At 38.9% G+C, this 23,982-nt stretch carries 19 protein-coding genes; 14 read left to right on the top strand and 5 right to left on the bottom strand.

The features are described from left to right. The first annotated feature begins 157 nt into the window (after nt 1–157). Nucleotides 158–889 (top strand): hydrogen peroxide-dependent heme synthase, encoded by a 732-nt coding sequence (hemQ, locus tag Q7O55_RS05365; RefSeq protein WP_303929004.1) that lies wholly within the window; start codon nt 158–160, stop codon nt 887–889. 312 nt (nt 890–1,201) lie between these two features. On the opposite strand, the gene Q7O55_RS05360 is transcribed toward hemQ, so the two are convergent. Further along, entirely contained in the window at nt 1,202–2,539 is a 1,338-nt protein-coding gene (locus Q7O55_RS05360) for an MFS transporter (RefSeq protein WP_303929003.1), read from the bottom strand. A gap of 355 nt (nt 2,540–2,894) precedes the next feature. Between Q7O55_RS05360 and Q7O55_RS05355 the strand changes: the two genes are divergently transcribed. The 9 genes from Q7O55_RS05355 (at nt 2,895) to Q7O55_RS05315 (ending at nt 14,934) form a co-directional block, all read left to right on the top strand. Next, nucleotides 2,895–3,581: a Crp/Fnr family transcriptional regulator gene (locus Q7O55_RS05355; protein WP_303929002.1), complete on the top strand. Its 687-nt coding sequence runs from the start codon at nt 2,895–2,897 to the stop codon at nt 3,579–3,581. 71 nt (nt 3,582–3,652) lie between these two features. Continuing rightward, nucleotides 3,653–7,330: a nitrate reductase subunit alpha gene (locus Q7O55_RS05350; protein ID WP_303929000.1), complete on the top strand. Its 3,678-nt coding sequence runs from the start codon at nt 3,653–3,655 to the stop codon at nt 7,328–7,330. Continuing rightward, complete coding sequence (gene narH / locus Q7O55_RS05345) at nt 7,320–8,753, top strand: nitrate reductase subunit beta (RefSeq protein ID WP_303928998.1); 1,434 nt, start codon at nt 7,320–7,322, stop codon at nt 8,751–8,753. The genes Q7O55_RS05350 and narH overlap by 11 nt, the downstream gene beginning before the upstream one ends. Next, the gene (gene narJ / locus Q7O55_RS05340; RefSeq protein ID WP_303928997.1) at nt 8,746–9,270 is read left to right on the top strand and encodes a nitrate reductase molybdenum cofactor assembly chaperone; all 525 of its coding nucleotides are present in this window, start codon (nt 8,746–8,748) and stop codon (nt 9,268–9,270) included. Before narH ends, narJ begins: the two co-directional genes overlap by 8 nt. After that, nucleotides 9,267–9,938, top strand: coding sequence for a respiratory nitrate reductase subunit gamma (gene narI / locus Q7O55_RS05335; RefSeq protein ID WP_287506902.1), 672 nt, complete (start codon nt 9,267–9,269; stop codon nt 9,936–9,938). Before narJ ends, narI begins: the two co-directional genes overlap by 4 nt. 424 nt (nt 9,939–10,362) lie before the next feature. Beyond that, a complete protein-coding gene (locus Q7O55_RS05330) occupies nt 10,363–11,634 on the top strand; it encodes a putative porin (RefSeq protein WP_303928993.1) in 1,272 nt (423 codons plus the stop codon). Nucleotides 11,635–11,772: 138 nt separating this feature from the next. Then, entirely contained in the window at nt 11,773–12,378 is a 606-nt protein-coding gene (locus Q7O55_RS05325; RefSeq protein WP_278456698.1) for a hypothetical protein, read from the top strand. Nucleotides 12,379–12,669: 291 nt separating this feature from the next. After that, a complete protein-coding gene (locus tag Q7O55_RS05320; protein WP_008715280.1) occupies nt 12,670–13,875 on the top strand; it encodes an MFS transporter in 1,206 nt (401 codons plus the stop codon). A 174-nt stretch (nt 13,876–14,049) separates the two neighbouring features. After that, nucleotides 14,050–14,934, top strand: a complete 885-nt coding sequence (locus tag Q7O55_RS05315; RefSeq protein WP_303928990.1) for a LysR family transcriptional regulator — start codon at nt 14,050–14,052, stop codon at nt 14,932–14,934. Between the two features lie 137 nt (nt 14,935–15,071). On the opposite strand, the gene Q7O55_RS05310 is transcribed toward Q7O55_RS05315, so the two are convergent. Together Q7O55_RS05310 and Q7O55_RS05305 are read right to left on the bottom strand one after the other, a co-directional pair. After that, nucleotides 15,072–15,686 carry a LysE/ArgO family amino acid transporter gene (locus Q7O55_RS05310; RefSeq protein WP_303928989.1) on the bottom strand — a complete coding sequence of 205 codons (615 nt, stop codon included), beginning with the start codon at nt 15,684–15,686 and terminating at the stop codon, nt 15,072–15,074. A 135-nt stretch (nt 15,687–15,821) separates the two neighbouring features. After that, entirely contained in the window at nt 15,822–16,862 is a 1,041-nt protein-coding gene (locus Q7O55_RS05305; RefSeq protein ID WP_004697738.1) for a YeiH family protein, read from the bottom strand. A 347-nt stretch (nt 16,863–17,209) separates the two neighbouring features. Here Q7O55_RS05305 and Q7O55_RS05300 point away from each other — a divergent pair, with 347 nt between their 5' ends. From Q7O55_RS05300 to Q7O55_RS05285, 4 genes are all read left to right on the top strand, one after another. Further along, nucleotides 17,210–17,755: a carbonic anhydrase gene (locus tag Q7O55_RS05300; RefSeq protein ID WP_303928986.1), complete on the top strand. Its 546-nt coding sequence runs from the start codon at nt 17,210–17,212 to the stop codon at nt 17,753–17,755. 741 nt (nt 17,756–18,496) lie between these two features. Continuing rightward, nucleotides 18,497–19,249 carry a dethiobiotin synthase gene (bioD, locus tag Q7O55_RS05295; RefSeq protein WP_303928984.1) on the top strand — a complete coding sequence of 251 codons (753 nt, stop codon included), beginning with the start codon at nt 18,497–18,499 and terminating at the stop codon, nt 19,247–19,249. 184 nt (nt 19,250–19,433) lie between these two features. Then, nucleotides 19,434–20,822, top strand: coding sequence for an adenosylmethionine--8-amino-7-oxononanoate transaminase (gene bioA / locus Q7O55_RS05290; protein WP_303928983.1), 1,389 nt, complete (start codon nt 19,434–19,436; stop codon nt 20,820–20,822). 188 nt (nt 20,823–21,010) lie between these two features. After that, nucleotides 21,011–22,351: an anaerobic C4-dicarboxylate transporter gene (locus Q7O55_RS05285; RefSeq protein ID WP_303928981.1), complete on the top strand. Its 1,341-nt coding sequence runs from the start codon at nt 21,011–21,013 to the stop codon at nt 22,349–22,351. Nucleotides 22,352–22,456: 105 nt separating this feature from the next. Here the strand turns inward: Q7O55_RS05285 and Q7O55_RS05280 are convergent, their stop codons facing one another. Together Q7O55_RS05280 and Q7O55_RS05275 are read right to left on the bottom strand one after the other, a co-directional pair. Beyond that, nucleotides 22,457–22,864 (bottom strand): Fur family transcriptional regulator, encoded by a 408-nt coding sequence (locus tag Q7O55_RS05280; RefSeq protein ID WP_004697835.1) that lies wholly within the window; start codon nt 22,862–22,864, stop codon nt 22,457–22,459. 209 nt (nt 22,865–23,073) lie between these two features. Next, the gene (locus Q7O55_RS05275) at nt 23,074–23,892 is read right to left on the bottom strand and encodes a metal ABC transporter permease (protein ID WP_303928980.1); all 819 of its coding nucleotides are present in this window, start codon (nt 23,890–23,892) and stop codon (nt 23,074–23,076) included. Nucleotides 23,893–23,982 lie beyond the last annotated feature (90 nt).

The raw sequence follows: 23,982 nt of genomic DNA, 5'->3' as shown, positions 1-23,982 counted from the left end.
TTAGTCTTAACTAAAGAATATACTAATTAAAAATCTCAATAGAAACTAAATTGAAAAGACTCTATATGCTATAATAGTAAGTGGAGTCTTTTGATTTCCGTAATTATAGATATACATTATTATTTTGATATAATCACCATAGATAGGAGTGATCATAATGGGAAAGGCAATCCCTACAGTAGAAGGTTGGCATAGCCAACACATGGTATTTGCCATGGATTTCAGCGCATGGAACTGCTTCACAGAGGATGAAAAAGCAGCAGCGCGCAATGAATTAAAAGCATTCTTAGTCGACCTTGAAGCTAAACATCAAGCTAAAGAAGGTAGCTATGCATTCTATGATTGTAATGGAGCAAAAGGGGATTTAATCCTATGGATTCTCGGTCCATCCCTTGAATACTTGGCTCAAGTAGAACGTAAATTCCGTCGTTTAGCTATTGCAAGCGTGTTGGTGCAAACTTATTCTTATACTTCTGTAACAGAAGTAAGCACCTATGTTAAGGCCAAGTTAGATACAGAGGAAGTTAATCAAAAATTATATCCTCATGTACCTCGCGATAAATATATCTGTTTTTATAATATGAGTAAAAAACGCGAAGGTGATGACAATTGGTTCATGTTACCACCGCAAGAGCGCGGTGCTTTGATGAAAGCTCACGGTGAACTTGGTAAAACATACTTGGATGTATTATCTGAATTCACTACTGGTGGCTGTGGTCTAGACGACTGGGAATGGGGTATTACTATCTTTAGTAACGACGACATCCAATTCAAAAAAATTGTATACGATATGCGCTTCGAAGAAGCCAGTGCAAAATACGGAATCTTCAGCGACTTCTACGTTGGTACTATCATCGACGACGCACTACTAGAAGAAATCTTTGGATAATAAAAAAGGGACTGCGTTGCAGTCCATTTTTCTTCCCTTAACATGAAGGCTATAATTTTAAACAAAAAATTTTTGTATTTTTTTACTGTACTGCGTAAAATATAATTCACTATGTCTGAGTATCTTATTTATAACTATATTTTTATAAAAGAGAACCCCGCATCGATCCGACTTACGAGGTCAAGGCCCTAGGCCGCAGACCTGATAAGTATGGAGGAGAGATGCGGGGTTCTCTTTTATCACTTAGTTTAGAAAAGTGAATTATATTTTGTTGTACCGTCGAGTGAACGTAAATTTTCTGTTTCCAGAAAATTATACGTTCATGTTTGCGCTTTTACGCACATAGAACCAGTAGCACACAGCTACCGTTACAAGGTTGAACGCAAGTAATACAGCAAAGGCTGGGTGAATATTGCCGAACATGGAATATACAAAGCCAAAAATCTTAGGTGTAACGAAGGCACCGTATGCAGCTACAGCGGCTACGAAACCTGTAATTAAAGAGGAGAGCAATGGATTGCCAAATACGTGTGGAATCATACGGAATGTTGCACCGGTAGCAAAACCACAGCATACAAAAGTTAATACGGACATTGCAAAGAAGAATGGGAAGTTGTGCATATCTACAGCAACTGCAATTAATGCGGTGGATGCACATAAGCCGATAAGACTAATAAAGGTAACTTTTGTACCACTATTGATTTTATCTGCTAACCAACCACCCACAGGACGAAGGGCACCTGCTACGAGTGGACCTACAAATGCGATAGAAGCAAATGGAATTTCAGGGAATTCTTTGCCTACTAATAGACCAAGTGCTGCTGCGTAACCAGAGAATGCACCGAAAGAACATGTATAGAGCAATGTTAGCGCCCATGTGTGCTTGTTACCAAAGATTTGTACGAGGTTTTTAGGATTTGGTTTTTCTAGAGGTAGGTTATCCATGAAGCGAGTCATCAATGCAAGGATAACAACAAGAGGTACAACCCACATGAAAGTTGCATTAGCTAGATATACTGCGTTGCCCTTAATAATTGTTGGCGTTACACCAAATACACTACCTAAAGCCGCAGATCCCATAGCAAATGGAGCTAGGAAGTAGATTACAGAAATGCCAAGATTACCAACGCCACCGTTGATACCAAGAGCTGTGCCTTTTTCAGATTTAGGGAAGAAGTTACCAATGTATGCCATAGAGGATGAGAAGTTGGCACCTGCTAAACCGATAAGGGCTGTTAAAATCATAAATGTCGCATAAGAAGTTGTTGTATCTTGTACAGCAAAGCCGAGCCACACAACAGGAACTAATAAGATAATTGTGGAAATAAATGTCCAGTTTTTACCGCCTAACAGTGCTGGCATGTATGTGTATACAAATCGCAATGTGGCACCTACTAGGCCTGGTAAGGCAGCCAATGTAAATAATTGATCAGTAGTAAAGTTAAATCCAGCGCTATTTAGCTGAGCTGCAATGGTTGCCCATAAGTACCAAACACAGAATGAAAGTGTTAAGGCAATAGTGGATATAATGAGGTTTTGTTTAGCAATTTTTTTGCCAAACTTTTCCCAAAATTCCGGATTCTCCGGTTGCCAATTAGCCACGATTTCGCTGCGGCTTGCACCTACTTGAGGCATTTTTAGTTCGTTCATTTTGAACTTCTCCTTACTGTAACAACTATACATGTAGACAAGAAAAATATATAAGATTATATATAGTATATATAAATAGTAAAATCTAAAGAATTTCCATAGAAAGCATTCGATTTACTTACAAAACTGCGTTATAATTATTGTAGCAGTAATATTTTTCAATGTCTTACATCACAGATATATTATATAGTGTAATTTTTTTTGTGAATGTGATGTAAAACACACAGATTCTGAAATTAATAAGTTATAATAATCATATATATACGAAAAAGTATATAGTATACGTGCTTTTACTATAAATAGATTAGTATAACTAATGGATTTTGTTATAAAAGTACTGTGGAGTGATAATGGTATGGATCAAAAATTAATTAACCAATTGCTTGCTTTGCCGGGTGAGGAACTACATCTTAAAAAAGGTGATTTTCTCTTCCGTGAGGGGGACAAGGCAGAATACTTTTACGTAGTAGTAAAAGGTAGAATGAGCATTAAGAAGTTTGAAGCTAGCGGACACATTTTTGCGTTGCGTTTAGTAGGGCCGAATAATGTAATTGGTGAGATTCCGTTGTATGAGGAGAACACTAGAACATATGTGTTCAACGCCATTGCTCGGGAGGATTGCTCTGTTTATTGTATACGCTATGATGTGTTGGAAGGGGCTATTGCAAAAGACCATTCATTGGCTATTGCAATGATGAAAATCTACACTTTACATATGCGTCGTCAACAGGCAAAATACCGGGACTTGCTACTTTACGGCAAGAAGGGAGCATTCTATTCTACCTTGTTGCGCTTAGCCAATAGTTATGGTGTAAAGCGCGAGGATGGTATCTTTATTGATATTGCCCTAACAAATCAAGAATTGGCTGAGTTTGCTGCCACATCAAGAGAAAGTTTAAATCGCATGTTAAGTGAGTTACGTAAGTTAGGCTATGTAGCCTATGACAAACACCATCTAGTAATCTGTGATTTTGACGCTTTAATCGGATTACTTGATTTAGAGGTTGATGGTATTGACCCTAATATTAGTAATATCGAATAACAGGATTTTCTCCCTTGTGTTAGCACATCTAGCACAAGGGATTTTTTTGTAGTTTTGAAGGAGGACACGAGGTGAGCTTGTTGTCTCAAAAGTTTAAGTTTCTTCGCAAGAAGGAAGTATCTCCAAACGGCCATCAAATCACAGAAGATGGAGGTCGTGAATGGGAAAATTATTATCGTGACCGTTGGTCTTACGATAAAGTTGTCCGCACAACGCATGGCGTAAACTGTACTGGTTCTTGTAGCTGGAATATTTATGTTAAAAACGGTGTTGTAGCCTGGGAAAATCAAGCAATTGACTACCCTGAAACACCAGATGATATGCCAGATTATGAACCACGTGGATGCCCTCGTGGTGCAACATTCTCTTGGTATCTTTATAGCCCTTTGCGCGTAAAATATCCTTATGTACGTGGCGAATTGGTCGAGCTTTGGAGAGAAGCGAAGAAGCATGCTAAGAATCCAATCGAAGCTTGGAAATCTATCGTAGAAGATCCTGAAAAAGCGAAAAAATATAAGTCAGCCCGTGGTATGGGTGGCTTTGTGCGCTCCACATGGGATGAAGCAACAGAAATTACTGCAGCATCCTTACTATATACAGCAAAAACATATGGTCCTGACCGCAACGCAGGCTTCTCTGTAATTCCTGCGATGTCCATGTTGTCCTATGCAGCAGGGGCTCGTTTCCTTAATTTGATGGGTGGCACACCATTGTCCTTCTATGACTGGTATGCCGATTTGCCACCTTCCAGCCCTCAAGTTTGGGGTGAACAAACTGATACACCTGAATCTGGTGACTGGTATAATGCTGGTTACATCATGACGTGGGGTTCTAACGTACCGTTGACCCGTACGCCAGATGCTCACTTCTTGACAGAGGTTCGTTATAAAGGTACTAAAGTAGTATCCGTGTCTCCTGATTATGCGGAATCTACAACTTCTTCCGATGCATGGCTCAATGTAAAAGCTGGTACCGATGCGGCTCTTGCAATGGCAATGGGTCACGTTATCCTAAAAGAATATTACATCGACAAAGAAACTCCATACTTCAAAGAGTATGCAAAAGAGTTCACAGATATGCCATTCCTTGTACGCGTTGAAGCTATCAACGGCACAGTTCAACCAGGCCGTTTCTTGAATGCTAAGGACTTAGGTCGCCAAGAGGAAGGCGCTGACTTCCAAATGGTATTGATTGATGAATTAACAAATGAAATCGTTGTACCTAATGGTACAATGGGTGAACGTCACACGAACCCACAAAAATGGAATTTACGACTTGAAAATCGTGATACAGGAGCTAAAATTGATCCTCGCTTGTCCGTATTTGATCAACGTGAAGACGTGACTGTTGTTAAGTTACCGTACTTTGGTGATGAAGAACACGAAGGTATTATTGAACGCGCTATTCCAACTATTACAGTACAAACTGTTGATGGTCCTGTGAAAGTGACTACTGTATACGATCTCATTCTTGCTAACTACGGTATTGACCGCGGTATCGGTGGTGAGGTAGCGACAGCTTACACTGATGACACACCTTATACACCTACATGGCAAGAAAAAATCACTGGCGTAAAAGCGGACATTGCTATTGCTACAGCACGTGAATTTGCAGATAATGCTGAAAAAACGAACGGTCGTTCCATGATTATCATGGGCGGTGGTATCAACCACTGGTACCATGCCGATGTTATTTACCGTACTATTTTGAACCTTATCATGTTCTGTGGTACAGAAGGCGTTAACGGCGGTGGTTGGGCCCACTACGTAGGTCAAGAAAAGCTTCGTCCTGTTGAAGGTTGGGGTGGTATCATGACTGCCAATGACTGGAGTAAGGCTCCTCGTTTACAAAATGGTACATCTTGGTTCTACTTTGCTACAGAACAATATCGTTCTGACTGCATCGACTTGGCAGACCGCGTATCTAAATTGGCTAAACCTCGCTATCATCATCCTGGGGATTACAACGTCTTAGCAGCTCGTTTAGGTTGGTTGCCATCCTATCCTACTTTCAATAAAGGTAGCCAAGAATTGATTAATGATGCTCGTGCAGCCGGTGCTAGTACAGAAGCGGAAATCAACCAATATGTGGCACAAGCCTTGAAAAATAAAGATTTACAATTCTGTGTAGAGGATCCAGCAGCTAAAGAAAACCATCCACGTAACTTGTTTGTATGGCGTGCGAACCTTATCGGTTCTTCTTCTAAAGGCCACGAATACTTCTTGAAACATTTATTAGGCACAAAAAATGCCGTATTGGAAGATGATGATGCTCCTACACGCCCAGAAGAAATTAAATGGCGTGAAGCAGATGGTGCGGGTAAGCTTGATCTCTTAATTGATATCGACTTCCGTATGGCGTCTACAGGTTTATATTCTGATATCGTGTTCCCCGCAGCTACATGGTATGAAAAAGAAGACTTGTCTTCTACGGACATGCATCCATATGTACATGTATTCCAAGCAGCTGTTGATTGCGCATGGGAAACTAAATCCGACTGGGATACATTCCGCACCCTTGCAGAAACAGTATCTCGCGTAGCAAAAGAATCTGGCTTTACAGAATATGAAGATATTGTAGCTACCCCACTTGGCCATGATAGTCCAGGCGAAGTAGCGCAACCAGAAGGTAAAGTTCTTGATTGGAGTAAAGGCGAATGTGAACCAATTCCTGGTAAAACAATGCCGAATCTCGTTCATGTAAAACGGGATTATAGTCAAATCTTTGAAAAATACATTGCATTGGGACCTAATATTGAAAATAAAATGGGTGCGCACGGTTTGGCTTGGGATGTATCTGACGAATATCAAACATTGTATGCTCAAAATGGTACGATTGATAATCCAGACTTTATTTCTCATGGTCGTCCAAGCATCTACGAATGTAAGGAAGCTTGTAATGTTGTATTAACATTATCCTCTTGTACAAATGGTAAATTAGCTGTTCGTTCTTGGAAAGCTATGGAAGATAAAACAGGTCTTTCTGGGCTTGAAAAGAATGCAAAAGGTCGTGAACAAGAAAAAATTACCTTCGATGACATGGTTCGTCAACCACGCTTTATCATTAGCTCTGTAACAAGTACTGGTAAGAACGATAAAAACCGTCGTTATTCTCCATTTACAACATCTACAGAAGATAAGGTACCATTCCGTACTGTAACAGGTCGTCAATCGTTCTATTGTGATCATGAAATGATGCGCGACTATGGCGAAGCTATGGCATTGTATAAACCTGTATTATCATATAAACCAGTACAAGGTGATTATAAACAAGAAGGTATTCCAGAAATTACATTGAAATACTTAACACCACATAATAAGTGGTCTACACATAGTATGTATTTTGATAGCCAACAAATGTTAACATTATTCCGTGGTGGCCAAACAATTTGGCTCAACGAAGATGATGCAGCAGAAATTGGTGTTAAAGATAATGACTGGGTAGAAGCATTCAATAAAAATGGTGTAGTTGCAGCTCGTGCGGTTGTATCTCCACGTATTCCTCGTGGCATTTCTTATATGCATCACTCTCAAGACCGTCACATCAACGTTCCTGGTACGCAAGTTAAGAAAGATCGTCGCGGTGGTACACATAATGCACCAACACATATTCACATGAAGCCAACCCACATGATCGGCGGTTACGGTCAATTGAGCTATGGTTTTAATTACTATGGTCCAACTGGTAACCAACGTGATATGACAATTGTGGCTCGTAAATTGAAGGAGGTGGATTGGCTTGAAGATTAAAGCTCAAGTATCCATGGTCCTAAATTTGGACAAGTGCTTAGGCTGTCATACATGCTCTATTACTTGTAAAAATACATGGACGAACCGCGAAGGCGCGGAATATATGTACTTTAATAACGTGGAAACCCGCCCTGGCGTAGGTTACCCTCGTAATTGGGAAAACCAAGAAAAATGGAAGGGTGGCTGGACTCTCGATAAAAGCGGTAATTTGGCGCTTTCCACAGGTTCTAAAGGTTCTCGATTGATGAAGTTGTTCTATCATCCAGAGCAACCAGAAATTACGGATTACTTTGAACCTTGGACATACGATTATGAAACATTGATTCATACCGGTCGTAAAAATAATCAACCCGTAGCACGTCCTCGTTCCTTGTTAACAAAGCAAAAAATGGAAGTAACATGGGGCCCTAACTGGGATGATGATTTGGCTGGAGGTCATCATGCACGAGAAGATGTGAACTTGGCTAAGATGGGTGACGATATTGTATTTGACTACGAAGAAGTATTTATGCGTTATTTACCACGTCTTTGTAACCACTGTTTAAATCCTGCATGTGTAGCGGCATGTCCATCCGGTGCCATCTACAAGCGTGATGAAGATGGTGTTGTACTTGTTTCCCAAGATGTATGCCGCGGTTGGAGACATTGCGTTCCATCTTGTCCATACAAAAAAATCTTCTATAACTGGGAAACAAACAAAGCTGAAAAATGTGTATTCTGTTATCCTCGTTTGGAAAATGGCTTGCCTCAAATCTGCGCTGAAACATGCGTAGGTCGTATGCGCTATGTTGGTGTAGTTTTATACGATATGGATAAAGTTCAAGAAATGGCATCTACTAAGGATGAACAAGAAATTTACCCAAATACAGTAGATTTAATTTTGGATCCTAATGATCCAGAGGTTATTAAAGCCGCTCGTGAAGCGGGTATCTCTGAAGCATTCTTGAAAGCAGCTAAAAAATCTCCTGTTTACAAGCTTGTAAAACAGTGGGGCGTTGCGTTGCCGTTGCATCCAGAGTATCGCACATTACCAATGGTTTGGTATGTGCCACCGCTCAGCCCAATCTTACAACGTGTAACATCTGATGTATACTTGCCAGATGCACATGAAATGCGCGTGCCTGTACAATACTTGGCTAATATGTTTACTGCTGGTAATACAGATATTTTAGCTCGTGTATTACAACGCATTCTCGATATGCGTGAATACATGCGCCGCCGTGAGACAGGTGATGAAGCGATCGCCCACGAAGTAGATCTTACAGAAGAGCAAATGTATGCTATGTACAAATTGTTAGCATTGTCTAAATATAATGATCGTTTTGTTATCCCATCTGATGTTAACGTATCTCGTGAAGGTCGCTTAGAAATGCAACACAATCGTGGCTTTGCATGCCCGACAGGGGGTTGCCATAATGGATGATGCACAAAAAATAGCTCTCATTGCTTCTTTTTTGCTTCGGTATCCAGATGAATCTTGGTACAATGAACTTGGTGAATGGAAAGAGGATACTCGCTCTGTTGAGCATCCTCAGCTTCGCCAAGGATTGTTAGAGTTCTTTGATTACATTGAAGAAACGGATCGTAAGGCCTTTGAAGACCAATACGTACGTGTCTTTGACTTCAGTCGTAATACAACGATGTACTTATCAACTTATGAATTGCAAGGTACAGGGGAACAAGCAGAGGAACTCGTTAAATATAAAGCCTTCTTCCTAGAAAATGGCTATGATTTACCAAAGGAGATGCCTGACTATATTCCAGCTATTCTAGAGTTATGCGCTGTTATCGAACCTGAAAAGGCTCGTGAAGTGTATGATTATTGTAAACCAAAGCTAGAATATATTAGGGATCGATTGATCGAAGCAAAACTGACCTATGCATTCTTATTTGATATCATATTGTCGGTTGCAAATGGATTGGAGGATGGTGCACGATGAATCTATTTTTATGGGGCGCTTTGCCATATATTGCGTTTACATTCTTAATCGTAGGCACACTTGTTCGTTTCTTCTACTTTGAAAGAAACTGGACTACAAAATCAAGTGAATTTTTAGAGAAAAAACAATTACGTATTGCCAATCCATTGTTCCACTTTGGTTTGCTATGCGTTATCGGCGGTCACGTAGTAGGTGTATTAGTACCTAAAGCTTGGACTGCAGCTTTGGGTATCAATGACCATATGTACCATGAAGGTGCATTATATATGGGTGCTGTAGCGGGTATCATCTTCATCGTTGGTTTCTTGCTCTTGATGAAACGTCGCTTTACTGTACCTGCTATGAAAGTAAATACATCTGGCCTTGATAAATGGTTATATTTATTCTTAACATTAGCTATCTTTAGTGGTATGGCTGGTACATTGCTTAATGCATCTGGTTTTTTTGACTACCGTGTATCCATCGGCCCATGGTTCCGTAGCTTACTATCCTTTATGCCTGATCCATCCTTGATGGAAGGCGTGCCATTCATGTTTAAATTCCACATGTTGGCATGGATGGTGGTTGCTATTATCTTCCCATTCAGCCGTTTGGTACACTGCTTGAGTGTTCCACTCAATTACTTAACACGTCCATTTATCATTTATCGTAAACGTGATCAAAAATAATTAGGATGATGATGGATTTATATGCCTATGTATAATAGGACACATTGATCCTTTGCCCCTTGTATTGTTGAAAGCTTATGCTGACAACTGCAAGGGGCTTTTATAATTTAGAATTATTCTTATATTGAATGCTAGATATCTGATATGAGTAATCTATAAAATTCGATTTAAATGATAAAATATATTAAGTAAATTAGATAGTATAGCTATCATTGTTACATATGTCTATTTCTAGTGAAACCTAAAACTAGTATTATTATCAGTTTGAGTCATAAATGATTGTGAGATTGATATACATTTTCTCTTTATTCGCATAATGAAAATTGTTATTATCTGTATGTTAAACATGATAATGATAATTAGAACTGAAAATTCATTATCTATTCATTTTTTGCTTCTGTTATTTTATTGTGTGAGGTTTAGTATGATTAAACGTAAAATGACCAATGCTTTTGCAGTGGCAGCCATGATGGGTGTGGCTACAGCTTTTGCTGTTAACCCATTTTCCGATGTCCCTTCTGATAGCTGGGCTTATCAAGCAGTAGAGCAATTGGCTACAGCCGGTATTATCAATGGATATCCTGATGGTACTTTCAAAGGCCAAAATAACATTACTCGTTACGAAATGGCTCAAATGATTGCGAAAGGCATGGCTAATCAAGACCGTGCTAATGCAGAACAACAAGCTATGTTGAATCGCTTAGCTGATGAGTTTTCCAATGAATTGAATACACTCGGTGTGCGTGTAGCTAAATTGGAAGATCAAGTAGGCAATGTCAAAGTTACTGGTGATGCTCGTATCAACTATATCGGTAAAGAGGGTATCGATGGTTATGATTACGAAGATAAAATCACAGCTCGTGTACGTTTAGGTCTTGATGCAAAGGTTAATAAAAATACATCTGTTAAAGCACGGATTACAACAGGCTCTATTGAACTAGGTGATAGCTCTAAAGAGGCAGAAGCTAATTGGGATTTAGCATATGTAGAGCACAAATTCGGTAAAAATGTTGTGGTCGATGCGGGTCGCTATACTCAAAAATTTGGTGGTGGCTTGATTTATAGCTCTAACTTTGATGGGGTAGGCGCTACAGCTAAGCTTGGTGATAAAGTTACATTAAATGGCGCTTATGGTTACATGACAGCAGGTCGTTTTGCTAAGACTAGTAAAGCTGATAATGGTGATGTAGGTCTTATCAATGCTAATGTAGCTGTTAATGATCGCTTTGGTTTTGGTGGTATGTTTGCTCATGTAGGTACAACGAATGTACGTATGGGTAATGGCAAGAAAAATAACGAATTCGATAATGTATATGGATTTAATGCTAAGTATAATATTGGTAAATTCGGTATTGATGGCGAGTGGGTAAAAGCATCTGGCTTGAGTGATTCCGATATTTGGAACGTTGGCGTTAAATGGGGCGACTATAAAATTAATAAGAAGAACTCTTGGGCTATCCGATTAGATTACTTTGATCAAGCTAAGAATGCACCTGTATTTAAAACACAAAAATATGAATCTAATGATTTATTAAAGAAAACACGGTATGAAGGTTATAAAGCATGGCAATTAGGTGCATCCTACGCACCAGAGAAAAATATCGGCATTAATGCATATTACGGTTTCAATGCTAAAACACAAGAGGGTAATCGCGTAAATGATTACTATCGTGCGGATCTTAACTTTAAATTCTAATTTAATAATTGGATTCTAATTTAATCAGTAATTAGTTCTAAGTAGAATGCTATAGGGTGAGAGTGTTTTATTAGCATGCTACATTAGGCCAAACTAGATGTATACTTGTAGATCCTATAAGACATAGAGAGGTTTATTATGGCAGAAGTTGTAAAAAAACAGTTTAAGAGTAAATACCATATTTTAATTTGGATTGCAGTTTTATCCTTAATATTTATGGGGATGGTGGAATATGGTTATGTAACAGGTGGTAGATCATTCGGCAATTGGAAGGTTCACTTAGGCCTTATTCCTTATGTGGCATGGCTTGTATTAACATACATTGCAACAAAACCAAAATGGTTTATCAAACGATACAATCCAAAAGAAATGTTTGAAATTCATCGCATCGTAGGTATTGTTAGTGTGGTTCTCGTATGTGCACACTGGTATGTATACTTCTTGAAAGCTTTGAAATCCTTTTTAGGCTTCTGGGGTGGTTATATCTCCCTTGTGGCTATGTTTATTGCTCTTATCTTTGCGGTATTATACTTAACACCTTGGGTAGGGAATATGGCAAAATCTGTATCTCGTAAAAAAGCAATCTGGATTCATCGCTTGAATCTTGTTGCTATTATTGCGGCAAATATCCATGTTCATGGATTTGGACGTTTATCTAAAATGGTGCCATTCTTACCTGTATTTGACGTAGTGACTTATGCGCTTGTTATTTACTATATTTATTGGATGTTCAAACAAAAATAATATATCGTAGGTATCTCTTTCTTTGGTAAAAGTAGGAGAATCACACGATAAAAAAGACCATCTGTGACCCTTATGGGTATAAGCGATGGTCTTTTTAGGTTGTTTGCGATACAATAGAATTATAAGTATATATTCTATGAATTTATGTAAATATATGCTGTTGCATTCTTTTGAGGTAAGAGTAAAAATCTGTTCTATAAACATTTCTTTTGTATTATAGTATTCTTTAGCTCATATCGATATGTATATTACTACCTTTATAGGTAATTTCAAATAAGAAAGAAGGATATTATGGATTCTTCTTGGAAACGAATTATATACCTAATCTGTACTATACAGGTTGGTGGGGGTATAACAATTATTGGTGTATTATCCTTTCTTCCGTTATTTTTAGCTGAGCTAGGTCTTCATGATCCAGGAGAAGCCGCTATGTGGGCAGGCCTTGTATCAGGTGTAACGCCTTGTATGGTGGCACTGAGTGCACCCTATTGGTCGCGTAAGGCTAATCAGCTTGGTCCGCGTAAGGTAATGATGTTCATCTTGTTTACCCTGATGGTGACTGTTGGTGCCTGTGCTTTTACACAAACACCATGGCAGTTATTAATGTTACGTATATTGCAAGGTGTGGTAGGAGGCTATGTTCCAATAGGATTGGCTATTATTATTCTCGTAACCCCTGAAAATAAGGTACCTTGGGCAATGGGCTTATATCAAGCCTCCATGGTTATGGGCCTCGTTTTTGGGCCACTCATGGGTGGTTTGGTGGCGGACTTATTAGGTTATCGTGCACCATTTGTTATGTTCTCAGCCTTAACAGGGCTTTGTATGTTGGGAATTTATCTATTCATGCCTAATCTACAGTTTGAGCATAAGGTAGATGCTAGAGAGTCGCAGCTGTCTCTAATTAAATCCTTTTTGGTCATACCTCGAGTTCGCCTCTTGGTAGGGCTATTGTTCTTATGTAATTTTGGTATTACTGGTATTGGTCCCATTTTACCACTATACATTAAGCACTATATGCATATGAATGATGAGTTTGTAGCCACTATTGTTGGTATAATCATCTTTGGCGCCGGTTTGTTTAGTGCTTTAGCTTCAATCTCCATTGGTAAGATAACAGAACGTTTAACCATGCCTCGTATTGTTTTTACTGCTACATGGGCTGTAGGGACTTTGTTTATACTTCAATATATAATGCCTAGTATATGGGGCCTTGGAATATTCCGTGCCATTGCAGGATTCTTCATGGGTTTTATTACACCGATTGCCAATACGCTCATATCCAAGGCGGTTCCTATTGAGCGGAGAGGTATCGTGTTTGGTGCGGTGTCTAGTGTAGCCATGATGGGAAATGTATTGGGACCTGTCCTTAGTGGCATGATTGCTCGTGCCTTTGGGTACGGAGCGGTCTTTTGGTCTACAGCAGCTATATTCTTTGTAGCGGCGCTGTTTATTTATCGTAGTTTAGTTATTCCCAGTGAAAGTCAATCGGCATAGCTGATTTGCTTTCACCGTTTTAGACATAGTTAAATATATTTAGTAGTATGTATAGAATCTATAAATACTATGTAGAGAAAACGTATGGCAAACTCCAATATGGGGCTATATGTTGCGAAATGTTTCAAAGGTATTGAGCTGTCTAATCTGCAAGAGAGATGAGAGTGCATCGTTATGTTATTAAAACAATTAGAGTATTTTGTGTGTGTAGTAGATAACAACAGTTTTACACAAGCTGCAACAGAGCAATATGTATCTCAATCTGCTATATCTCAGCAAATCAAAGCTCTTGAAACTAGTCTTGGTGTTGAACTAATGGTTCGAGAAAAACGAAGCTTTCATCTAACACCAGCAGGACAATATTTATATCGATCTGGGAAAAAACTATTAGAACGGTTTCATGATATTAAGGTAGAAACGATGCGTATCGGTACAGATGCACGTGTGAGTTTGCGCATTGGTTATTTGAATCGTTACAGTGGAATTGCTATGCAGCAAACGGTGATTCACATAGCAAAGCGTTATAAAAATTTAGATATTCGTATGTACAGCGGCAGTCATGAAGAGCTATATGGCATGCTCAGTGATCGTCGTGTAGATGTAGTATTTAATGATCAATGGCAAATTTTATCTGATGATTTTGAAAGTCATTTAATTGATAAAGCCACTACATTTATTGAGGTACCACAAGGATATACTAATGAAGACTGTGTAGAACTAAAGCATATCGATGATTTACCACTTATTTTATTGTGTCGTGGGAAATATACCTTGTCTGAAGAAGAACACTATCGCAAAGCCATAGGTTATAATGGCGCCTTCGCTTATGCTCGTACGTTAGAAGAAGCACGATACTTGGTTGCAGGGCAGCAAGGGCTATTACTATTAGATTGTTTTAAATATTTAACAGATCCTATGCCAGGTATCGAACGTAAGGTATTGATGAATCATGGTAAACCTATGGAACGCCACTACTACTTTATATCTCAACGAAATCAAAATAATTCATATATTGTAGCACTCAGAGATATGTTCCAGCAGGTACTTGAAAAATTATAAATGAGATTATAAATGAAAAAGCCGTTAGCAATTTGCTAATGACTTTTTTTTTTCTGTACATCGTCTATTTGTATTTTCCTTATATAGTTATGATAGTATTAGAAATTTAAATTTTTCTTGTATCTATGAGTATAGCCTTACAAAAAGTTTTTTAACATCATGAGGCCATCAATACATAGCTTAATACCGTAAATGACGAGAACCGAACCACAGAAACGGTTAATCCATGCCATATGAGTAATCTTAATTTTTTTAGCTAGAAGATGCATTGTGGTAGCTAGAGATCCAAACCAAATAGGTGTCATTACCAAGAAACCAGAGAAGAAGTGGTAGATGCTTTCTTTTGGAATATTAGCCTGAAAAGCACCGAGCATCATTGTCGCATCTAGAATGGCTTGTGGATTGCCCCATGATACAGCGATGGCTGAGACGATAATTTTCCTAATTGGAATATGCGTGTCTACGTTGCGCATGTCTGGTTGAGTTTTAAATATATTAAAACCCATATATACAATGAGGAGTCCCCCAAAGATGAGAACTATGAGTTTTGTGAGTGGCCACATTTCAAGAACGGTACCAATACCATAGAAGGCGGCAGCACTTAAACTCATGTCAAAAAACGCTAGTATGATCAGCGTCAATATAATACGGCGAACAGGTTGTACCAAGGCCGTATTAATAATGAAGAGGTTTTGCATGCCAACAGGGGCAAACGTAGCGAGGCCGACAAGAAGTCCTTGTAAGAAGTACATATTAACCCTCCTGACTATGGTATGATAAAGTACTAATAAGGTGAATAGTAGCACGAAACCCCTCCATTACTGGAGGGGTCCTTACTATTCTATTTATATATAATTATAACATAATATACAATATCTGTATATTTTCTACCATAAACCTATCATATGTTGTGCCATAAGGCTTACAGCGGAGATAGCAATCCAGCAACAAGCTCCTAAGGCAAGGGCTGAGCCACCGGATTTTAATAATTTTACAATATTTGTATTAAGGCCAATTGCTACCATGGCCATTGTAATAAAGTATTTGGAAATTGTTTTGAAGATACTCAAGAATTGAATATCTACATTAGCATAGGATAATGCTGTTGTGACAAGGGAGCAAAGTACAAAGTATAAAACAAATCTTGGAAAAATTTTAGCAATACTAACATTTGCGCCATCTGTTTGAGAGGCATTTTTCTTAGCTTTGTATACTTGATAACTAGCAAGACCTAAGCATATAGGAATGATAGCTAGGGTACGTGTTAGCTTTACGATAGTAGCATATTCCAGAACTTGTGTGCCAGTACCTTTCATACTATCCCATACAGCAGCTGTTGCTGTTACAGAAGAAGTATCGTTAACTGCAGTACCGGCGAATAATCCAAAGCCCATGTTAGAGAGGCCAATGGCGTCACCTAATTGAGGAAATACAAAGGCGGCTACTACATTGAAAAAGAATACAACAGAGATTGCTTGTGCAATATCATGATCCTCTGCTTTAATAACTGGAGCCGCCGCAGCAATAGCGGAACCACCACAAATGGATGAACCAACACCGATGAGGACTGCTGAGTTAGAGTCAATATGGGTTAATCGATAAATAACATAGGATACGATTAACGATGTAGCGATGGTAGAAATGATGACAGGTAAAGAAATCCAACCTACATGTAGAATCTGTGTAATGTTAAGACCAAAGCCCAACAAAATAACGGCCCATTGTAAAATCTTTTTTGATGTAAACCCAATGCCAGCACCTGTTTTTTCCCGTTTCCATGATGTGAAGATAGAACCGATAATTATACCTAAAATAATGGCAAAGATTGGACTACCTACTAGATGAAATTGCTGTCCTAGCAACCAACAAGGAATAGCGAGAATGGCACAGAGTAAAATGCCTGGCAACGTTTTTTGATTGATACCCATTATAAAACCTCCTTACTGTACATACAGTTCACGTCATATGTGGTATCATGTGGCGTTTGCTTTCTATAGTGTTAATAGTACCATAGGAAGGGTTTTTAAATCTACTACATATATAAGAATTATACAGAATATTCATCGCATTTTTGAAGATTTTATATGATTGATATAAATAAAAACTAATTATAAGATAGAAGTTAATATCATTGAGTTAAAGATTTTATATAGTCGTAAAATTCATAATAATAATTTATAAGTTGTAATTTAAACTTGTTTTGTGATGAATAAGGTGTATATAATGAATAGAATCTATTTCAGGTGGAAATAGAGTATATAAAATGAGGACCCTTATGATTGACATTGCAAAAATAATTGAAATCAATAAAGACTATGTAAAACATCATCCTGCGCTGCCAAAGGCTGGATTAACAAGTCATCCTACAAAAAAGTTAGGTATTGTAACCTGTATGGATACCCGCTTAGTAGGTATGCTAGAAGAAGCACTAGGCTTTCATCGAGGAGAGATAATTGTCATTAAAACTGCAGGCAATAGTGTAACACAACCTATCGATAACATCGTGCAAAGTCTGCTCGTTGCTACCTATGGTATGGAAATTGAAGATGTGCTAATTATCGGTCATGAAAACTGCGGTATGATCGACTTTTCTGCTACTACATTTATGGAATCTATGAAAGCGAAAGGTATTAGTGAAGATGCTATTCGCATGATCGAACCAGGCCTTATCGATTGGATGGATAGATTTCATATTTCTGAAGACAATGTAATTTATACAGTTAACTTCCTACGCCACCATCCACTATTTCCAAAAGGAATGGGGTTCTATGGAGGTATGATGGATCCTGATACAGGTGAATTTCGCTACCTCGAAATCTAGGCTAAGATTTGATGGGGCCCAAGTTGATTTGTACATTTAGGTGAAAAAGAACGATAACTAACCTCTACGCTCCAAAGCGAGCTAAGTCGCTAATCGGTTAGTTATCGTTCTTTTTCCAACTGTACCTATGAATTAGTCTCATCAAATCTGAATGTTCATTAACGAGTTAGCGTAGTTTCGCCGCATCAAGAGGGGAAAGAGAAATTAATGGGCCCCGTTAGATAACTACATTTAGGTAAAAAAGAGTGATGACTAACCTCTACGTTCCAAAGCGAGCTAAGTCGCTAATCGGTTAGTCATCACTCTTTTTATAACTGTATTTGTGAACTCGTCCTATCGAGTCTATTCATAAATCAATAAAACAAAATTCACTGTATCAAATGAGTAAGGGACGAAAAAGTTATCGTTCTTTTCCCATATAGCCAACCTATTATTATCGTATTCAAAGTAGCGGTCTGTGACTCTATGGGACTAATACTGCGATAATGTTATAAAAAGCTGTGTTCCTAAGCGAAGTGCGACTTAGTTTACTATGGAGCGCGGAGGTTAGGGACACAGCTTTTTAGCTAAAATGTAGTGATGTATTCGGGCCCCATAGAGTCACAGCATCGTAAACTTGAACAGTAATAATAGGTTGACTATATATTCCTTTTCGCTGTATATTGTAATTAGATTGTAAACTTACTCATATAAATTAGTTAACCTATGCGGCAGTAAGTATTCGCTTGAGAGGAGCTTTGTATGAAGCAGTTAGGTATTTCTATAATTGGTACAGATACAGATGTAGGTAAGACGTTTGTGACCGGATTATTGGGGGCGATGGCTGTAGACGATGGCTTTGCTGTTGGGATGGTGAAACCTGTGTCTTCTAGTGCAGTGCCTTTCCCTGAATGTGTGACGATGGATGAGGATAATTATAATATCGGCCTTGAGAGTAAAGATGCGACACATTTGATGCGCTCGGCAGGTATTCCTGAAGCTCGTCGTCATGAAGTGAATCCTTATGCTATTGCCGGTGATTTTTCTCCTCGCCTTGCAGCGGAATTGGCTGGTATCGAGATTGACTATGATGGCCTTGTAGAACATACATTAGATGTAGTGAGTGGCTATGACATAACCTTTGTAGAAGGTGCTGGTGGTATCACGACCCCTCTCTATGGAGATAAAACTTTCACGGATTTTATGAAAGATATCAAATTACCTGCTATTATCGTAGCAGATGGTCGGCTTGGCTCTATTAATCGTGCCGTTTTGACTTGCGAATATGCTAAATTGCATGGTATCGAGGTGAAAGCCATTATCGTAAATAATATGACAGCTGTAGACCTGTTTTTATTGAAAACAAATGTGGCAGATATGGAGCGTTACACAGGTGTTCCTGTAGTAGCTGTAGTACCGCCATACCAAGGTCCGGATATTCACAAGGTTCAACTTGGTTGGGCTCGCTCTTTTATTGATTCTAAGGAATTATGGAACATCGTCTTAGGGCTATAAAGCTTAGATTGAATAATTCGTTATTTATTAGTGGTAGAAACTTAGCATAAATTATATACATCAATTTAGCGTAGTTAGATATGTATAGTTATATAACTTACTATATATATAGTAAGTTAACTTACATTAATTATAGTCATAGAGAGTTATAGTTTGTAAAACTTAGTAAGTATGAGGTGACGAAATGGCAGAAAAACAGCTTTCACAAGCAGCACAATGGGACCACGAGTTTGTATGGCATCCATTTACACAAATGCAAGATTGGCTAGCACAAGAGCCAGTAGTAATTGAACGCGGTGAGGGGGTATATCTCATCGATGAGAACGGTAAAAAGTATTACGATGGCGTATCTTCGTTGTGGGTTAATATTCATGGTCACAACCATCCTGTATTGAACCAAGCATTGAAAGATCAAACCGATAAAATTGCGCATAGCACATTATTAGGTCTCGTAAGTCCTCCGTCTGCACAATTGTGTAAAGAACTTGTAGAGCTTGCTCCAGAAGGCCTCGATAAAGTATTTTTGTCCGATGATGGCAGTACAGCTATCGAAGTGGCTATTAAAATGGCATATCAATATCGTCAGCAAGTGGGCCAAACTAAGAAAACTAAGTTTATCGCCCTCAATGCAGGCTATCATGGGGATACATTAGGCACGGTATCCGTAGGTGGTATTCAATTATTTCACCAAGTATTCCATAATCTATTATTTAAACCATTAACATTGCCAAGCCCTGGTGTGTATAGAGATTTGGCAGATCGAGATAAAGCTTTTGAAGAGTCGTTGACTGAATTGGAACGTATCCTTAACGAAGAAGGTGATGAAATTACAGCTCTTGTTATGGAACCATTGGTGCAAGCAGCAGCGGGTATGCTCGTAATGCCTCACGGCTATTTGAAACGTGTTCGTGAGTTAACAGAACAACACGATGTATTCCTCATCGTCGACGAAGTGGCTACAGGCTTTTGTCGGACTGGTAAATTCTTTGCCTGCGAGCATGAAGGCGTATCTCCAGATTTTATGACTTTATCCAAAGGCATCACTGGTGGGTACCTTCCATTAGCAGCAACATTGACTACAAAACGCGTATTCGATGCATTCCTTGGCACTTTTGAAGAAAAGAAAACCTTCTATCATGGTCACTCTTATACCGGTAATGCCTTGGCCTGTGCCGTTGCGTTGGCTTCTTTGAAAGTATTCCGTGATGAAAAGGTAATTGAACAATTGCCTGCTAAAGTAGAAGCTTTCACAAAGGCTTTAGAACCTATTAAGTCATTGAAGCATGTTAAAGAGGTTCGTCAGCGAGGCCTCATCGTAGGTATTGAACTTGAAAAAAATGTGGCAACTCACGAAGCGTATCGCCCAAATGATGCGGTCGGTGCTAAGGTGGCAATCCTCGCCCGTGAGCAAGGGCTTATCTGTCGTCCTATCGGTGACGTGGTTATTCTCATGCCTCCATTGGCATCCACTGTGGAACAATTAGAGGATATGGTTCATATTGTGGGTGAAAGTATCCAACGTGCAACTGAGGAAGAGGGGATACTTGAAGATATGCGCCCAATTATTTTATAATGCTAAATTAATTATTGGAAAGCTACACCTATTGTCTTTTGTTAGTAGTTTAAGGCAATGGGGTGTAGTTTTTTTTGTATAGCATATCGAAATTTCGTCATATTTTAAACTATAGACTATACATTGCCAAAATTCGATGATTATTTAGCATATCTATGATACTATATATGTATAAAGGAGGTCATCGTATGGACATTTATGTAATTATGCAAGTTATTATTTTATTTGGTGCCATCTTCCTCGGTGTTCGCCTAGGCGGCATGGGCATCGGTTACGCTGGCGGCCTTGGGGTTGTGTTGTTAAGCCTTGGTATGGGGATGTTTCCGGGACAGATTCCATGGGATGTAATTCTGATTATCATGTCTGCTATCGCAGCCATCTGTGCTTTACAGTTAGCCGGCGGTCTTGATTATTTAGTGCGCATTGCTGAAAGTATTTTGCGTAAAAATCCTAAGCATATCAACTACTTAGCACCAACTGTTACGTATTTCTTAACTATTTTAGCGGGTACTGGTCATACAGCATTCTCTATGATTCCAGTAATCGTAGAGGTGGCGAAAAGTGAAAACATTAAGCCATCTGTGCCACTATCCATCGCCGTTGTAGCAAGCCAAATTGGTATTACAGCGAGTCCTGTATCGGCAGCAGTAGTTGCTATGAGTGGGTTCCTTGAACCATATGGTGTTAACTATCCTACATTGCTTGCCATCTGTATTTCCACAACATTCGTAGGGGTTATGATTACGGCATTTATCATGTCTACCTTTGCGAATAATGATTTATCTTCTGATCCAGTATATCAAGAACGTTTGGCGGCAGGTCACGTGGCGCCACCTCGTGAAAAAAGTACTGATTTCCATTTAAAACCTGGTGCGAAAACTTCTGTACTGATTTTCTTGATTGGTATCATTTGTATCGTATTCTACGCAACTGCAATTTCCAAAAATATTGGCCTTATTAAACCAGTTATCTTTGGCCGAAACGATGCTATCATCGGATTTATGATGATTATTGCGGCTGCTATAACATTCTTCTGTAAGCTTGATACAGCAGAACTTGTTAATACAAGTACATTCAAATCTGGCTTATCTGCTTGTGTTTGTGTACTAGGTGTAGCATGGTTGGGCGATACCTTTGTAAAAGGTCATATTCCTGAAATCAAAGCTCTTGCTTCTAGCATGGTAACAGCATATCCGTTCCTATTGGCGGTAGCCTTCTTCTTTGCAAGTACATTGTTGTATAGCCAAGCGGCAACTACACAAGCTTTGGTACCCGCTGTAATTCTAGCTCTCGGTATTACACCAGAGAACACAGGATCTGTTTATATTATTATCGCATCCTTCGCAGCTGTATCTGCACTCTTCGTATTGCCTACATATCCAACACTTTTGGGGGCTGTACAAATGGACGATACGGGCTCTACGCGAATCGGTAAGCTTGTATTTAACCATCCGTTCTTCATTCCAGGCGTACTTGCCATCGCCATTTCTGTAGCACTCGGTTTCGTAGTGTCTCCGTTGATGCTGTAATTGGTGAAAGCTAAATAAGGTTAATACAAAATATATTTTAAAACTAAAAAGGACGTAACTATCAGTTGCGTCCTTTTTGTTGTTTAAACATTAGTTGTCTATTTTCTACTTCTTATTTTTGCACTTCTTACAAATTCCTGCGATCTCAAGGTGATGTTCCGTTACAGTAAATCCTGCATCGTTAAGTTCTTGTGGCATTTCTACGACGGGACAGGTATGGAGCGGTATCATGGCACCACAGCTCGTACATACAGCATAGTGTCGATGTGTATGAGGGGTAATTTCATAATATGCCATCTCACTACCCATGAGCGTGGTACGTGTAACGATACCCTTAGTTTCTAATAGTTCAAGTGTACGGTAGATAGTAGACATCCAAGTAGTGCTACCGTCACCTAAGCGTTCTGCGATTTCAAGGGCTGTAATAGGTTTATCTGTAGTTGTTAATACAGACCAAATGGCTTCGCGCTGTTTGGTCTTTTTTATGCCTTCCGGCCAAGCTGTTGTATTCATAACTCTTTTTCGATTCTGTTTTAATACTAAAATTGTTATACACTTGTATAGTTAGATGATTTATATGGCTAATAATATATCAAATATACTATCGGATTTAGTTAGCTGTATTTTTTTATTTAACTAATTATATTATTCAACTCTAACTAGCTATATTACTCTAACTAGCTATGTTGTTTATATCTAAACATATTAATGATTGTTTTAGTTTATTTGCTAAACTGCACGCGCCGTATGATAGCTCGAATATTCTTAATGACTAATACTACTAGCAAAATACCTACCGATGTTAGAGACACGAAGCCACCAGGAGCTACGTTAAGGAAGTAGGATCCAAAGAGTCCAATGATCATAGCGAGCAAGCTAAATCCAATGGAGCATAATAAAGTTATTTTAAATCCTTTTTCTAATTGTAATGCAGATGCTACAGGTAACGCAATCATGGCACTCAATACGAGGACACCGACAATCTTAATAGAAATAGATACGGCCGCAGCCATTAAGATGGCAAAGATATAGTTAATAAAATCTACCTTAACACCTGCTACACGAGCGGCCTCTTCATCATAGGCGATGTAAAGAAGTGAGTTGTATAGGAAATGTAAGGTGAGTACAGATAAGATTGTAAGCACAGCAATACTAATCATATCAGTTGCGTTTACCGTTAGGATGCTACCAAAAAAGAATACATTTGCATTAGCCTTTAGTTTGCCTGAGCTAATAAGCGTAATAGCTGTACCAATGCTGAGGGATAAGATTATAGTAAGAATCAAATCGAGATGGTGTGAAAAATATTTTCGCAAGAACTCGATGAGTGCACCGCAGATAGCAGTAAAGATAAAAGCCCCTAAAATTGGATTAGTATTCGTCAATAAACCTAGCGTAATACCTGCTAGAGATGCATGACTCATAGTGTCCCCAATCATACTGGAACGGCGTAGCACCATGAAGATACCAATACATGGACATAAAAGAGAAATACAAATCGCTACGAAGAAGGCATTTTGCATGAAATCATAATTAAACATGGTGCACCTCCTCAATTGTGGTATCATCGGCCTGAGCCTGAGCCTGAGCCTGAGCCTGAGCCTGAGCCTGAGCCTGAGCCTGAGCCTGAG

The sequence above is a fragment of the Veillonella parvula genome (genome assembly GCF_945949885.1).
Taxonomy (GTDB): Bacteria; Bacillota; Negativicutes; order Veillonellales; family Veillonellaceae; genus Veillonella; species Veillonella parvula_B.
Note: the sequence above shows the minus strand (reverse complement) of the source record. Positions and strands in the feature narration are given on the sequence as shown.

Excerpts from the sequence above, each read along its gene's own strand:
- hemQ (WP_303929004.1), top strand. The coding sequence starts at position 158 with ATGGGAAAGGCAATCCCTACAGTAGAAGGTTGGCATAGCCAACACATG.
- Q7O55_RS05360 (WP_303929003.1), bottom strand. The coding sequence starts at position 2,539 with ATGAACGAACTAAAAATGCCTCAAGTAGGTGCAAGCCGCAGCGAAATC.
- Q7O55_RS05355 (WP_303929002.1), top strand. The coding sequence starts at position 2,895 with ATGGATCAAAAATTAATTAACCAATTGCTTGCTTTGCCGGGTGAGGAA.
- narJ (WP_303928997.1), top strand. The coding sequence starts at position 8,746 with ATGGATGATGCACAAAAAATAGCTCTCATTGCTTCTTTTTTGCTTCGG.
- narI (WP_287506902.1), top strand. The coding sequence starts at position 9,267 with ATGAATCTATTTTTATGGGGCGCTTTGCCATATATTGCGTTTACATTC.
- Q7O55_RS05330 (WP_303928993.1), top strand. The coding sequence starts at position 10,363 with ATGATTAAACGTAAAATGACCAATGCTTTTGCAGTGGCAGCCATGATG.
- Q7O55_RS05325 (WP_278456698.1), top strand. The coding sequence starts at position 11,773 with ATGGCAGAAGTTGTAAAAAAACAGTTTAAGAGTAAATACCATATTTTA.
- Q7O55_RS05320 (WP_008715280.1), top strand. The coding sequence starts at position 12,670 with ATGGATTCTTCTTGGAAACGAATTATATACCTAATCTGTACTATACAG.
- Q7O55_RS05315 (WP_303928990.1), top strand. The coding sequence starts at position 14,050 with ATGTTATTAAAACAATTAGAGTATTTTGTGTGTGTAGTAGATAACAAC.
- Q7O55_RS05310 (WP_303928989.1), bottom strand. The coding sequence starts at position 15,686 with ATGTACTTCTTACAAGGACTTCTTGTCGGCCTCGCTACGTTTGCCCCT.
- Q7O55_RS05305 (WP_004697738.1), bottom strand. The coding sequence starts at position 16,862 with ATGGGTATCAATCAAAAAACGTTGCCAGGCATTTTACTCTGTGCCATT.
- Q7O55_RS05300 (WP_303928986.1), top strand. The coding sequence starts at position 17,210 with ATGATTGACATTGCAAAAATAATTGAAATCAATAAAGACTATGTAAAA.
- bioD (WP_303928984.1), top strand. The coding sequence starts at position 18,497 with ATGAAGCAGTTAGGTATTTCTATAATTGGTACAGATACAGATGTAGGT.
- bioA (WP_303928983.1), top strand. The coding sequence starts at position 19,434 with ATGGCAGAAAAACAGCTTTCACAAGCAGCACAATGGGACCACGAGTTT.
- Q7O55_RS05285 (WP_303928981.1), top strand. The coding sequence starts at position 21,011 with ATGGACATTTATGTAATTATGCAAGTTATTATTTTATTTGGTGCCATC.
- Q7O55_RS05280 (WP_004697835.1), bottom strand. The coding sequence starts at position 22,864 with ATGAATACAACAGCTTGGCCGGAAGGCATAAAAAAGACCAAACAGCGC.
- Q7O55_RS05275 (WP_303928980.1), bottom strand. The coding sequence starts at position 23,892 with ATGTTTAATTATGATTTCATGCAAAATGCCTTCTTCGTAGCGATTTGT.